This window comes from Sinorhizobium fredii USDA 205 (assembly GCF_001461695.1).
GTDB lineage: Bacteria > Pseudomonadota > Alphaproteobacteria > Rhizobiales > Rhizobiaceae > Sinorhizobium > Sinorhizobium fredii.
On sequence record NZ_AUTC01000170.1, the window covers coordinates 1 to 12,103 of the forward strand.

Here is a 12,103-nt window from a genome sequence, read left to right on the forward strand (position 1 = left end):
CAGATGGCTTTCGTCTATGGCTGAACTTTCCCCGGACAGCCCTGCGCGCGCGGGGAGAGGGGACTTTGGGGCGAAGCATTGCGGTCAGCCTCCTTCGCCCCGCGTGCGGGGAGAAGGTGGCCGGCAGGCCGAATGAGGGGCCGGTGCGGCGCCTCAGATAACCTCCAGTCGCGTCTTCCTCCTCGGTGGCGGAAAGACGCGGTCGAGTTCGGCAAGGTTCTCCGAGGTCAGGTGAATGTCTATCGCGTCGCGGTTTTCGCGGGCGCGCTCGGTAGAGCCGGTCTTCGGGATGGAGATCACGCCGGAGCGGGTCTTGAGGAAGGCGAGGGCGATTTGTGCAGGCGTCGCCTGGTGCGCCTTGGCGATATGGACCAGGTCTCTATCGTGGAGCAGGCGACCTTCATCGAGCGGCGAATAGGCCATGACCGGCACGCCACGGTCGCGGCACCAGGGCAGGAGGTCGTACTCGATGCCGCGGCGGGCCAGATTGTAGAGCACCTGGTTTGCCGCGGCGTTGCCGCCGTCCGGAACCGACTGCAATTCCTTCATGTCGTCGACATCGAAGTTCGAGACGCCCCAGGCGAGGATCTTTCCGGCTCTCTTCAGCTCTTTGAAGGCGGCGACGGTTTCGGCGAGCGGATGGCCGCCGCGCCAATGCAGCAGATAGAGGTCGATGCGGTCGGTGCCGAGATTGCGGAGACTGCGCTCGCAGGCGGCGAGGGTGCCCGATAGGCTGGCATTGGAGGGCAGCACCTTGCTGACAATAAAGGCTTCGTCGCGCCGATCCCTGACCGCTTCGCCGACAATGCGTTCTGCGCCGCCGTTGCCGTACATTTCCGCCGTGTCGATCAGCGTCATGCCGAGATCGAGCCCGACCTGCAGGCTGCGGATTTCGTCCGCCGCCTTCGCCCGGTTCTCGCCCATCCGCCAGGTTCCCTGACCGAGGACCGGGACCTTGCGCCCGTCGGGGAAAGCAGTGTTCGGAATCGTGTCGTGCATCACATGCGGCCTCGTTAGGTTGGATCATGGCAAGATGGTATCCCGGCGGAAAAAGTCCATGCCCTACAACGAATGCGCCAAAAGGCGACAAGTGAGCCGATCAAGAAAAGCTGCCCTGCGCCTTGCGGAGAACACAATCGCTCACTACATCCGAGCCATCGATGTTGATCGGCGACGTTGCTTTGGCGCTTAAACGCCCACGTCGCGAAGTCCTCCTACAATCGGTTGGATAGACGCTCAACACGGATGTTGTCTCCCTGCCTTTGACCACGGATGTACTGGCATTGGCAGGTCGAGGTGACGAGGAAGGTCGGGTTCGCCCGGCCTTTTTTGTTGCGTTACCTCTCCGAAGAAAGCAGCGAACGACGGCAGGTCCGCTCAGAACCTGAACCTAAGGCCGACGGTCAGATACTGCACGCCACCACCGGTATCGTTCACCAGGCCAAAGATACCGGAGCGATGATGAAATCGTATCACCAGTTCCTTGGATTTATCCTCCGGCGCGGCGAAGGTAATTTCGGGTGCGAAATAATGCAGGAGCCGGCTGCCGTCGCCATTGTCTGACTTTTCCTTCTCGAAATCCGCGATCCCGCTGGCGTAATTAATGCCGGTTGAAACGGCGACGGTTGTGTAGAGATAGTCGTTCCAAGGGAACGAGACATATCTCAAGTAGCTGCCGCCCACGTCTCATACTCATCCATTGCGCCGAAACGCTTTGCCAATCCGAGCTCGGCTTCGATCTGAAATTTGTTGTCGAGAAGGCTCGCCACCCTTCGGGATGCCGCAATGCCCAGCAATCCGCTGTCGCCGAAATTCCATTCGGACGGAGACAGATTGCCTTGGAAGAAGACTTCGTCCATCGGCGTTTCGACGAATTTGCCGCCAAAGATCATGAATGCGCAGTCGCCATCGCATGGCCCTGTAATGCCATACCAATCAAACCAGTCAGAGGCAGAAACGGCTTGCGGCTGACCGAGCAGAAGGACCAGGCAAACGAAACCGTGCCATGCCTTTGGTTTGCGTGTAGGTACATCCCCCATTTCAACACCCATTGATGTCGCGACATACTCGGTGTCTGGCGCGTGCGGCGCTCTCATCGTGATCCCACGAGAAAATTGTACGTGGCTCCTTCCGCGTAAGCTTGCTGTCGAACCAGATATATTTCGCCTGCCCTCCGCATTGCATATTAGTCGCCGGAACCTTGTTTATGCAACGCGTTACCCCGCTTAGGGAACGAACGACGTCTTCGCGCTTGTCAACGTGCCAAGCGTCTCCACCTGGGCGGGCTTCGGATCGGTGCTCAGGCAATGGCTCTCGGAGCCGGCGCGGCCCAAATGGTTCAACATCACGATGGCGGTGCTGCTCATCGTCAGTCTTTGGCGATGCTATAATAAGCGGATGTCCGGCTTCGTCAGCATCAGCCAGAAGATCGCGATGACGGCGAAGAAGGCCGGAAAGCCGAAGGCGAACCAGATGCGATAGAGCCGGTCGAAGGCCGCCGGCAGGGGCGTCTGCTCGGCGACGGCCCGCTTCGCCAGGTCCCGCAGACGGATCTGGATCCAGACGACCGGCAGCCAGAAGAGGCCGGTGAATACGTAGAGCGCGAGCGACAGAACGATCCAGCCTTCATCGAGCGGCCAGCCGATTGCGCGCGCCAGTCCGTAGCCGGTCAGCGGCTGCAGCACCACCGCCGTCGCAGTGAAGACCGTGTCTGCCAAGACGACGATGCCGCCGACATGGGTGATGATCCGCGGATCGCGGCTGCGTTCGGCCATCACCATGAAGAACGCGATGCCAGCGCCGGTGCCGAAGAGCACGGTGGCGCCCAACACGTGGAAGAGGCGAAGAAGATCTTCGAGTGTCATCAGCGTTCGTCCAAGATGGCAAGGGCCACGAGCGTCAGCAGTATCGACGGCAGGACCTTGACAAGCGGACCGAGCGGGTCGGCCCAGAGCGCCGGTTCGGCTGCCGTAGCGGCAAGGAGATAACCACACGTCAGCAAGAGCATGCCGATGAGCGCGCGCTTTGCCCAAGGCCGAAAGAGGACCGCAACACCGAGGGCAATATCCGCGAGACAGGCGACGATGGTCGCTACGCTTGCCACGGGGCCTGGCAGGAAGGTAGCGAAATGCCCACGTGCCGCATCGAAGGCGAAGAATGGCACGAGGCCGGAGAGCAGCCAGAAAAGCGAAAGTGCTACGACGATCAGCGGTTTCAGCAGATAAAGCCGGGCGAACCAGAGATCCTGGACGCCCGAGGGGGCGGCGGCGAGCGTTTTGGACGCGCCGGACAAGGGCAGCCCGGAAAGGCGCGACCCGCTCCCGATACCGCCCGACATCACCGTCATCGCGGTCGACCGTAGCGGCGAGCGCCAGCCGAGCATCCCTGCCAGATCAGCGAACCAGGATACCGGTCGCGCCAAGGCGGGTGACAGGGCAATCACCGCAGCGGGCGAAAGGCCGAGCCAACGGCGATGAACGAGAACTAGCTCCTTCAGCGTCAGGCTCTCGCCGCTGGCGAGCGCAAGATCGGACCCAGCCGGCAGTTCGCCGCTGACGGCCGCGCCGACGGCACCGGCGACATCGTCGAGCGCGACCGTTGCGACCGGTCTTTCGGCATGGATAAGCGGGATAGCGAAGGGAAGGGCGGCAAGGGCTCTCAGCAGCGCGGAGCCGCCATGGGCGTTGCGGCCGAGCACCAGCGCAGGACGCAGGATCACGAAAGGCAGGCCGCTCGAGGCAAGCGCCGCGTCGGCTCGCCGTTTTGTTGCGAGAAAGGCGAGATCGCGGCCGGCGCTCTCGGTATCTGCCGATATCTGTACGACCAGCCGCAAGCCGCGGTCCCGCGCGGCTTCGTAGAGTGCCAGCATCGCCTCTTCCTGGGTGGCGACGAGATCGTCCGAAAGTCCATCCTGCAGTGCGCCGGCGCAGTTGACGACCACGTCCTGGCCCTCCAGCGCGCCCCGCCAATGTCCGCTCGCCGTCATGCCGGCGAGATCGGCCTTGATCCAGCGAAGCTCAGGAATCTTCGTTTTGGCGCGTGCCGGATCGCGGCCAAGCCCGGTGACCCGGTGGCCGTCGTCAACAAGTTTTCTGGCGATGGCGGAACCGATGAAGCCGGTCGCGCCGAGAATCAGGATGTTCATGGCAAGACCTTAGCTGAAACCACGCCGCGCGACAGCGGCCGGCTGCAACCGGTGCCATTGTCGCGAAATCCTTGCGATCCGCTCAGAAAGACATTCCGAATTCCGCGCTAATGCATTAGAAATAGCCGTGTTTCCGGAAGGGGAGGCGCGGAATGTCCAAACATCATCGCGGTCATGACGACGGTCACGGCCATCATCATCACGCCAACCAATTCACCGATATGGAAGCGCGGGTGAAGGCTCTGGAAACGGTGCTGACGGAAAAGGGGCTGATCGATCCGGCGGCAATCGATGCGATCGTCGAGACTTATGAAACGAAGATCGGGCCGCGCAACGGCGCCCGCGTCGTTGCCAAGACCTGGAGCGATCCTGACTTTGCCGACTGGCTGAAGCGCGATGCGACGGCGGCGATCGCCAGCCTCGGCTTTACCGGCCGGCAGGGCGAGCATATGCGCGCCGTCTTCAACACGCCGGATACGCACAACCTCATCGTCTGCACGCTCTGCTCCTGCTATCCCTGGGCCGTGCTCGGCCTGCCGCCCGTTTGGTACAAGGCGCCGCCCTATCGCTCGCGCGCCGTGATCGACCCGCGTGGCGTGCTTGCCGAATTCGGGCTTGAGCTGCCGGGCGCGAAGAAGATTCGCGTCTGGGATTCGACGGCGGAACTGCGCTATCTCGTCGTGCCCGAACGGCCCGAGGGGACCGCGGGGCTCGACGAGGAGGCGCTGGCCGCACTCGTCACGCGCGACTCGATGATCGGTACCGGGCTGGCGTTGTCACCGGAGGCAGCCCGATGAACGGACCGCACGACCTCGGCGGCCAGCACGGCCTTGGCCCGATCGCGCCGGAAAAGGACGAGCCCTATTTCCATGCGGAATGGGAGAAGCGGGCACTCGGCATCACGCTCTCCTGCGGCGCGTTTGGCGCCTGGACGATCGACGAAAGCCGACATGCGCGTGAAAGCCTGCCGCCCGCGACCTATCTCGCGGCAAGCTATTACGAAATCTGGACGCGCGCTCTGGAGACGCTGCTGAAACGCCATGGCTTCGTGACCCAAGCGGAGCTCGATGCCGGCCATATGCTCGAAAAAGGGCGCGAGCCGAAGCGGCTGCTCAAGGCCGACATGGTGGCTGGCGTCCTCGCCAAAGGCGGGCCTTGCGACCGCGCAATCGATACTCCGCCGCGTTTTGTTGTCGGCGAGCGCGTTCGGACGAAGAACTTCAATCCAGAAACCCACACGCGCCTGCCGCGCTATGCCCGCGCAAAAGTGGGCGTCGTGGAAGCAGTGCAGGGCAGTTTTGTTTTTCCGGACGACAACGCCCATGGCCAGGGCGAGAACCCGCAGTGGGTGTACACGGTCGTCTTTGATGGTGGAGAGATCTGGGGCGAGGGCGCCGATCCGTCGCTGGCCGTCTCGATCGATGCCTCGGAGAGCTATCTTGAGCATGTGTAACACCACATCTCCGCTGGTCGCATCCGCCGAACTGCCAAAATCGGCGGACGGCGATCCCGTCTTCGCCGAGCCGTGGCAGGCGGCGGCCTTTGCCATGACCGTCCGGCTCCACGAACAGGGCGTGTTTTGCTGGAGCGAATGGGCCGAGGCGCTTTCGGCGGAGCTTCACAAGCCAGAGCGCAAAGCCGACGGCAGCGACTATTACGATTGCTGGGTGGCGGCGCTCAGCCACCTCGTGGCGAATCTCTCGATCACCTCTGCCCCGGAAATCGAGGCTCTGGTGCGAAGCTGGCAGCGTGCCGCCGAGGCGACGCCGCACGGCAAGCCGATCGTCCTGAAGAACGATCCTCTTAGGCGTGAATGAGCCAGCGCCGCTACGACGCGTCGGAAGCCTCGAATTGCCGGTAGCATTCGTCGGCGACCTTCTGCAGGACACTGCGCGGCACCTCGCCCGTCACCGCGTAGCCGATCTCGCCGTCGATCCAGTAGAAGGTTTCGAGGCCGCCCTGGCTGGCAATGCGGAAGCTCGTTTCGCGATTGTCCCTGTTGCGGCCGAGGAGCACGGTCAGGCGCTGGCCGGAGCCATCTTCATACATCAGCATGGCGCCCGCCGTGCCGTTGACGGGGATCAGCCGGCCGCCGACGAGCGAAAGTCCGAGCGCCGAGAGGTCGGGGATCTTCAACCCGTAGTCGAGCCGCTTACCGAGCCAGGTCGCCAGATGTGCCTGTTGGTCGGCTCCGACCTCGACCGGATGGCGCACCTCGCTTGCGTAGACAAGGAAGGCGGATTGCGCCTGGCGGGGAAGGCTGTCGGGGCTCTCAGCCGTCTCAAGCGGCCGGTCCGGAGCAAGGGTCGGCGCGGTATAGGTACCGGCAAGGACACCGGCGGCGAAGATCAGAAGGCCGGCGGCGATGCGCCGCAGAACCGGAGCATGGGGTGGCGCGACGGCGTCGCCCTGGTCGCGACGGGTGGAGAGCAGCCCTCGATCGCCTTCTTCGTCGCGGGCATAGGGCGCGTAATGCTGTTGCAGGGCCGCCGCCTGGGCCTGCCATTCGCGGACTTCTTCGGCGCGGGCCGGGTGCCGTTCCAACCAGGCTTCGACACGCTCCCGCTCCGGCTGGCCGAGATGGCCGTCGACATAGGCATGCAGTTCGTCTTCGGAGACGGTGCTGAATTCATCCGTCATTTCGGTCTCCGCAGGGCAATCACATTGTCATCCTTCATCGCTTCGGCGAGCTGGCGGCGGGCGCGTGACAGGCGCGACATCACCGTGCCGATCGGAATGGCCATCATTTCCGCCACATCCTGATAGCGGTAGCCTTCGATGACCACGAGCATCAGTACCGAGCGGTTCTCCGCCGACAGCCGATCCAGCGCGCGTTCGAGTAGACGGCTTTGCAAGGGGTCGGCGTTCTGCTCTTCGGCAACGTGGCCAAGCGCCTCGTCGTATTCGACTTCGGGGTGCAGCGCGCGATGGCGGTGGCGGTTGCGATAGAGGTTGGTCATGATGGTGAAAACCCAGGCGCGCAGGTTCACGCCGCGCCATTGCTGACGCCGCGCCAGCACCTTCTCGACGCAGTCCTGCAACAGGTCCTCGCCGTCCGAATCGGACCGCGCGAGGCTGCGCGAATAGCGCCTGAGCGCCGGCATCAGGGTGAGGACGTTCTCTTCGAAAGCGTCGGGCGCGGAAGCGTCCGCACCCGCGCTCGCCTCCGAGCCGTCACGGCCGTGCGACATCCCATTCGCCCTTCACACCGTCACCGGTGATATCGCCCATCTTCTTGTCCTTTACCCAGAAATAGAGCGGCATGCCGTCCTTGGCCCATTGCTTGCTGCCGTCCTTGCGCTCGACGATCGAATAGGCGCCTTCAGCCATTGCGTTGCCTTCCACCATGAAGGGTGGCCAGTTCTTGGCGCATTGATCATAGCAGGCGGAGACGCCCTTCTGGTCGTCCTTATACGTGTAAAGCGTCATGCCGTTTGCCGCGGCAAGTACGGGACCTTTTTCGCTCTCCACCGTTTTCACCGGCGGCGCCGCGAACGCCGAGGCCGTCGTGGCAAGCGAAATGGCAATGGCTAATGCGAACGTTCTCATGGGAGGGTTCCTTCCTCAATACTATGAAGTTCGCGCAAAGCCGCGCTCTCGGCGTTTCGCCAACGAGGGGACTATACGCGGAACCGGTTCCAGGTTCGCGAGTGAGACACGGACGCTTCAGGATTTATTCCCGGCTCGCCCGCGAAAGTTGTGAGGGATCATTTCGCAGAGTGGTCGGATTCTCAGTTCAGACGCGGTCGGCGACAAAGCGGGCGAGGACCGGGCCTATGAGCGTAATGATCAGAAGCCGGGCGGTCTGCAGCGCCATGACGAAGGGGAGGTCGACATCGCTCGAGGCGGCGATGACGGCGATCGAATCGAGGCCGCCAGGACTGGTGGCGAGATAGGCGGTCAGCGGATCGATGCCAGCCGCCTTGATGAGCAGCACGGCGAGAGCGCCGGAAAAGGCCATGAGTACAAAGATGGAGACGAGCGTCGGCAAGAAGGCGCGGCGCGCATGCGCGATGATGCTGCGGGTGAAACTCAGGCCGATATTCCAGCCGAGCAGCGCAAAGGAAAGCGCCAGCAGCCATTGCGGCAATTCGATCGTCAACATACCGGTGACATTGAGAGCGGAACCGATGGCGAAAGGAACAAGGAAGGCGCCGGCCGGCACGCGCAGCAGCTTGCCGAGCAGGCCACCGACGATGCCGACGGCAAGGGTGGCGAGGAAGGGCAGCCCCGCGACCGGCGCAAACCAGCGGGTTGCCGTCTCGGTCTCCGTGCCGCTGACCCAGAGATGCGCAACCATCGTCGCGGCGCCGGCGACGAAGACGACCCGCAAATACTGCATGAAGGCAACGAGGCGGGCATCCGCGCCATAGGCATCGGCCATCAGCAGCATCGTCGAGGCTGCGCCGGCCGAGGAGCCCCAGATCGCTGTCGTTCCGGGCAGGATGCGCATCCGCGTGATCGTCCAGCCGCAGAGCGTGCTGACGCCGATCACCGACAGGATGACGGCGAGGAACAGCGGCCAATTGCTGGAAAAGGTCGCGAATAAATCGGGCCGCATCGAGCCGGCGATCATCATCGCCAGGACGACCTGGACGCAGAAAAAGAACTGGCGGGGCAGGCGGATCGTGCCGCCGTTCATACCGACGAGCGCACCGGCAACCATGGGTCCCATCAGCAGCCCGGCCGGAATGCCCGCCATTTCGAGAAGGGCAGCGAGAATCACGGAAAGTACGGCCAGCAGACACCATTGCCAGATTCGTGGCAAACGACCCAACCCGGTGCTTTCGGGCGTCATCGGTGTTGCGGGCTGTTCCGGCTTCAAGGGTTTCTCCAGTGAGGACGGCCTTCGCTGCTTGTGCACACAGTATGCAGCCGCCGAGTTGTTAGCAGCATCGCGCGCGCCGATTCAAGGTGCCATGCCAAGAAACTGCCACAGCGATCTTCATCGAGAGTGGGCTTCCGGACGCAGCGCATGAGACTGATTGATGGCTCTCGAGCCGCAGAAGATTTCGCGCAAGCGCGGCCGGGCGGCATTGTGAGCGCCGAAGCAACTCCGTCGAGGGGTAGATGGAAATCCGGACTTGCGCCAAGGCACCGAATCCTGACACTTCAGGCCATGCAATTCGCTCCGCAACAGGATGAGGCCCTGAAGGCCGTTTCGCGTTGGCTGAAGGAAGGCCGCTCGCCGCTTTTCCGGCTGTTCGGCTATGCCGGGACCGGCAAGACGACGCTCGCCCGGCACTTCGCAGAGCATGTCGACGGCGAGGTGCTCTTTGCGGCCTTCACCGGCAAGGCCGCGCAGGTGCTGCGCTCGAAGGGCGCCAGCAATGCCAAGACCATCCACTCGCTGATCTACCGACCGCGTGGCGAAGAGGAGGTCGAGGACGAGGAAACCGGCAAGACCTCGATCGCGCCGATGTTCGCCATCAACCGCCAGAGCCCCGTCGCCAAGGCGGCGCTAATCATCATCGACGAATGCTCGATGGTCGACGAGGCGCTCGGCAAGGACCTGATGAGCTTCGGCACGCCAATTCTCGTGCTCGGCGACCCGGGGCAGCTGCCGCCGGTGACGGGCGGCGGTTATTTCACCAATCACGAACCGGACTATCTGCTGACCGACATCCACCGCCAGGCGCGCGACAACCCGATCATCCAGCTTGCCATGCATGTGCGCGAGGGCAAGGAGATCATGCATGGCGACTTCGGCACGGCGCAGATCATCTCCAAGGGCGAAGTGACCCAGCCCTTGGTGCTGGAGGCTGACCAGGTGCTTGTCGGCACCAACCGGACGCGTCGACGCTATAACCAGCGTCTGCGCGAGCTGAAGGGCTTTACGAGCGAGTATCCGCAATCGGGCGACAAGCTCGTCTGCCTCAGGAACGACCCGGCCAAGGGCCTGCTCAACGGTTCGCTCTGGCAGGTGATGAGCTCGTCGAAAGAGACGGTTAAGCCGGGGATCAACCTGATGATCCGTCCCGAGGACGACGACATGGATCGCGGCGCGGCGAAGATCAAGCTGCTGAAAGCGGCTTTCGAGAACGTCGAGGGCGAGATTCCCTGGTCCACCCGCAAGCGCTACGACGAGTTCGACTATGGCTATGCGCTGACCGTACACAAGGCACAGGGCTCGCAATGGGACAATGTCGTGCTGTTCGACGAGAGCTGGGCCTTCCGCGACACGCGCGAACGCTGGCTCTATACAGCAATCACCCGCGCGGCGGAGCGCCTGACGATCGTCAGGTGAGGAGACAACAATGCCGTCGACCGGATTGCTGATCACCTTTCTCATCACCACTGCCGTATTCGCCTATGTGCCGGGACCGGCCATGCTCTACGCAGCCGCCCAGACCATGGCGCGCGGCCGCTGGTCCGGCCTGATGGCGACGCTCGGTATTCATATCGGCGGCTATGTGCACGTCGCCGCAGCCGCGGCGGGGCTTTCGGCGCTCTTTCATGCCGTGCCCACGCTTTATCTAACGGTCAAGTTGGTCGGTGCCGCCTACCTGATCTGGATGGGTGTTTCGCTCTTCCGCGCGAAGTCTCAGGGCGATGCGGCATTGCCGGACGTGCAGGTGAAATCGGGCCGACGTGCCCTTTTCGAGAGCATCGCAGTCGAAGTTCTCAACCCGAAGACCGCGATCTTCTTCGTCGCCTTCCTGCCGCAATTCGTCGACGCCTCGGTGTCGCTACCCGTGTGGGTTCAGTTCGTCATTCTCGGATCGATCGTCAACCTGATGTTCTCGTCGGCGGACATCATCTGCGTCGTGCTCGCCGGTGCGCTTCTATCGAGGCTCAGGCGTTCAAGTCGCATCCAGCGGCTGGTTCAGCGCGTCGGCGGCGCGACCCTCGTCGGATTGGGTGCTCATCTGGCCCTGCAGAAGAGCTGATCAGCGTTTCCACTCGATTGTCATTGGGCCGGGCTATACGCGTTCGCTTGAACGCGGTGCCCTTGCCATCATGAACAGAAAGAACGGTCCGCCGACCAGGGCAGTCAGCAGGCCGGCCGGCACCTGCCACGGGAAGATGATTGTGCGGCCTGCCCAGTCGGCAATCGTCAGCATCAGCGCGCCGTAGATCGCCGCAGCGAAGATCTGCAGCACAGGCCTGCGGAAGCCGGTAAGGGCGGCGAGGTGCGGCGCCATCAAGCCGACGAAGCTCAGCGGGCCGATGACCAGGACTGCGACGGCCGTGGGAACCGCGACCGCCGGACGGCTGCCCGTACCGACACCGATTGCTGCCAGGCCGGCGAGCATCGCTCGTCTCGACAGCATCACCAACGATATCTTACCGCGCCAACGATTTTCCGGCCTTCGCCATAGAAGCAGCCAGCGGAAGCGGAGAAGCACGAGGCGACGTAGCGCTTGTCGAACAGATTGCTGACATTGAGCTGAAGCTCATAGTTCTCCCATTGGTAATCGGCGGCGAGATCGACCAGCGTGACCGAGGGCACCTTGAAGGAGTTCGCGTCGTCGCCGTAGCTGGAGCCGATGTAACGAACGCCGGCAGGCGAGCTATGAGTTTCAGGAGCGTCGATTTGCCGGAGCCATTGTGGCCGATCAAACCTGTCGTTCGTCCCTGTTTGAACGCCAAGGTCAGCGGGTGAAGCAAGGTGTTGTCTTCGACGACGAAGCCCACCGAATGAAGTGTGAATATCGCGCGATTTGGCCGGATCAGCCCTCGGGAAGGCCTGTCATCGACATTAGGCGCGATGTGGTTCATCGCTCGGCTTTCGCTTAAAAATATGAGTATGAAAATCACGTTTTGACGAAATTTCCCGCGGGGTCAATACCCGCCGGATATCCGCCTGGATCGGTGAGGTCGTTGCAACTCTGCGCCGATTGACATAGACCGGTCCGACGAGCAGCCTTGGCTTCGCCAAGCGAAGGGGAGCGAGTAGACTTACCAGCGCGCCTCCTCAAATCAGATATTTCAGGAATTACAAGAAGCAGATATTTG

At 62.7% G+C, this 12,103-nt stretch carries 16 protein-coding genes and 2 pseudogenes; 6 read left to right on the forward strand and 12 right to left on the reverse strand.

The features are described 5' to 3' along the window. Positions 1–153: 153 nt before the first annotated feature. From N181_RS24870 to N181_RS35020, 3 genes are all read right to left on the reverse strand, one after another. Positions 154–999 carry an aldo/keto reductase gene (locus N181_RS24870; protein ID WP_014328901.1) on the reverse strand — a complete coding sequence of 282 codons (846 nt, stop codon included), beginning with the start codon at positions 997–999 and terminating at the stop codon, positions 154–156. A 378-nt stretch (positions 1,000–1,377) separates the two neighbouring features. Continuing rightward, complete coding sequence (locus N181_RS35015; protein WP_234885961.1) at positions 1,378–1,683, reverse strand: hypothetical protein; 306 nt, start codon at positions 1,681–1,683, stop codon at positions 1,378–1,380. Then, positions 1,665–2,096 (reverse strand): hypothetical protein, encoded by a 432-nt coding sequence (locus N181_RS35020; protein ID WP_234885962.1) that lies wholly within the window; start codon positions 2,094–2,096, stop codon positions 1,665–1,667. Before N181_RS35020 ends, N181_RS35015 begins: the two co-directional genes overlap by 19 nt. Before the next feature lie 145 nt (positions 2,097–2,241). Between N181_RS35020 and N181_RS35025 the strand changes: the two are divergent. After that, a pseudogene (locus N181_RS35025) lies at positions 2,242–2,379 on the forward strand (LysE family translocator); the annotation flags it as partial. A gap of 5 nt (positions 2,380–2,384) precedes the next feature. Here the strand turns inward: N181_RS35025 and N181_RS24880 are convergent. After that, a complete protein-coding gene (locus tag N181_RS24880) occupies positions 2,385–2,864 on the reverse strand; it encodes a DUF2269 family protein (RefSeq protein ID WP_037400916.1) in 480 nt (159 codons plus the stop codon). Further along, the gene (locus N181_RS24885) at positions 2,864–4,144 is read right to left on the reverse strand and encodes an SDR family oxidoreductase (protein WP_037400918.1); all 1,281 of its coding nucleotides are present in this window, start codon (positions 4,142–4,144) and stop codon (positions 2,864–2,866) included. Before N181_RS24885 ends, N181_RS24880 begins: the two co-directional genes overlap by 1 nt. A 152-nt stretch (positions 4,145–4,296) precedes the next feature. Here N181_RS24885 and nthA point away from each other — a divergent pair, with 152 nt between their 5' ends. From nthA to N181_RS24900, 3 genes are read left to right on the forward strand one after another with little or no spacing between them, the layout of a single operon-like run. After that, entirely contained in the window at positions 4,297–4,941 is a 645-nt protein-coding gene (gene nthA, locus N181_RS24890; RefSeq protein WP_037400920.1) for a nitrile hydratase subunit alpha, read from the forward strand. Continuing rightward, positions 4,938–5,597 carry a nitrile hydratase subunit beta gene (gene nthB, locus N181_RS24895; protein WP_037400923.1) on the forward strand — a complete coding sequence of 220 codons (660 nt, stop codon included), beginning with the start codon at positions 4,938–4,940 and terminating at the stop codon, positions 5,595–5,597. The genes nthA and nthB overlap by 4 nt, the downstream gene beginning before the upstream one ends. Further along, complete coding sequence (locus N181_RS24900) at positions 5,590–5,961, forward strand: nitrile hydratase accessory protein (protein ID WP_174839376.1); 372 nt, start codon at positions 5,590–5,592, stop codon at positions 5,959–5,961. The genes nthB and N181_RS24900 overlap by 8 nt, the downstream gene beginning before the upstream one ends. Before the next feature lie 10 nt (positions 5,962–5,971). Here N181_RS24900 and N181_RS24905 read toward each other — a convergent pair whose 3' ends face one another. From N181_RS24905 to N181_RS24920, 4 genes are all read right to left on the reverse strand, one after another. Next, complete coding sequence (locus tag N181_RS24905; protein ID WP_014328893.1) at positions 5,972–6,784, reverse strand: anti-sigma factor family protein; 813 nt, start codon at positions 6,782–6,784, stop codon at positions 5,972–5,974. Beyond that, positions 6,781–7,335, reverse strand: a complete 555-nt coding sequence (locus N181_RS24910; RefSeq protein ID WP_014328892.1) for an RNA polymerase sigma factor — start codon at positions 7,333–7,335, stop codon at positions 6,781–6,783. Before N181_RS24910 ends, N181_RS24905 begins: the two co-directional genes overlap by 4 nt. After that, a complete protein-coding gene (locus N181_RS24915; RefSeq protein ID WP_014328891.1) occupies positions 7,319–7,693 on the reverse strand; it encodes a COG4315 family predicted lipoprotein in 375 nt (124 codons plus the stop codon). Before N181_RS24915 ends, N181_RS24910 begins: the two co-directional genes overlap by 17 nt. 187 nt (positions 7,694–7,880) lie before the next feature. Next, positions 7,881–8,969 carry an AbrB family transcriptional regulator gene (locus N181_RS24920; RefSeq protein ID WP_037437301.1) on the reverse strand — a complete coding sequence of 363 codons (1,089 nt, stop codon included), beginning with the start codon at positions 8,967–8,969 and terminating at the stop codon, positions 7,881–7,883. Positions 8,970–9,263: 294 nt separating this feature from the next. Between N181_RS24920 and N181_RS24925 the strand changes: the two genes are divergently transcribed. Next, positions 9,264–10,391, forward strand: coding sequence for an ATP-dependent DNA helicase (locus tag N181_RS24925; protein WP_037400932.1), 1,128 nt, complete (start codon positions 9,264–9,266; stop codon positions 10,389–10,391). A 10-nt stretch (positions 10,392–10,401) separates the two neighbouring features. Then, positions 10,402–11,034, forward strand: coding sequence for a LysE family translocator (locus N181_RS24930; RefSeq protein WP_014328888.1), 633 nt, complete (start codon positions 10,402–10,404; stop codon positions 11,032–11,034). A 33-nt stretch (positions 11,035–11,067) separates the two neighbouring features. Here the strand turns inward: N181_RS24930 and N181_RS24935 are convergent, their stop codons facing one another. From N181_RS24935 to N181_RS35035, 3 genes and pseudogenes are all read right to left on the reverse strand, one after another. After that, positions 11,068–11,418 carry an iron chelate uptake ABC transporter family permease subunit gene (locus tag N181_RS24935; protein ID WP_014328887.1) on the reverse strand — a complete coding sequence of 117 codons (351 nt, stop codon included), beginning with the start codon at positions 11,416–11,418 and terminating at the stop codon, positions 11,068–11,070. Next, positions 11,418–11,681 carry a TonB-dependent receptor domain-containing protein gene (locus N181_RS35030; RefSeq protein ID WP_337739408.1) on the reverse strand — a complete coding sequence of 88 codons (264 nt, stop codon included), beginning with the start codon at positions 11,679–11,681 and terminating at the stop codon, positions 11,418–11,420. Before N181_RS35030 ends, N181_RS24935 begins: the two co-directional genes overlap by 1 nt. Further along, a pseudogene (locus tag N181_RS35035) lies at positions 11,651–11,821 on the reverse strand (ATP-binding cassette domain-containing protein); the annotation flags it as partial. The pseudogene N181_RS35035 and the gene N181_RS35030, both read right to left, overlap by 31 nt. Between the last annotated feature and the right edge of the window lie 282 nt (positions 11,822–12,103).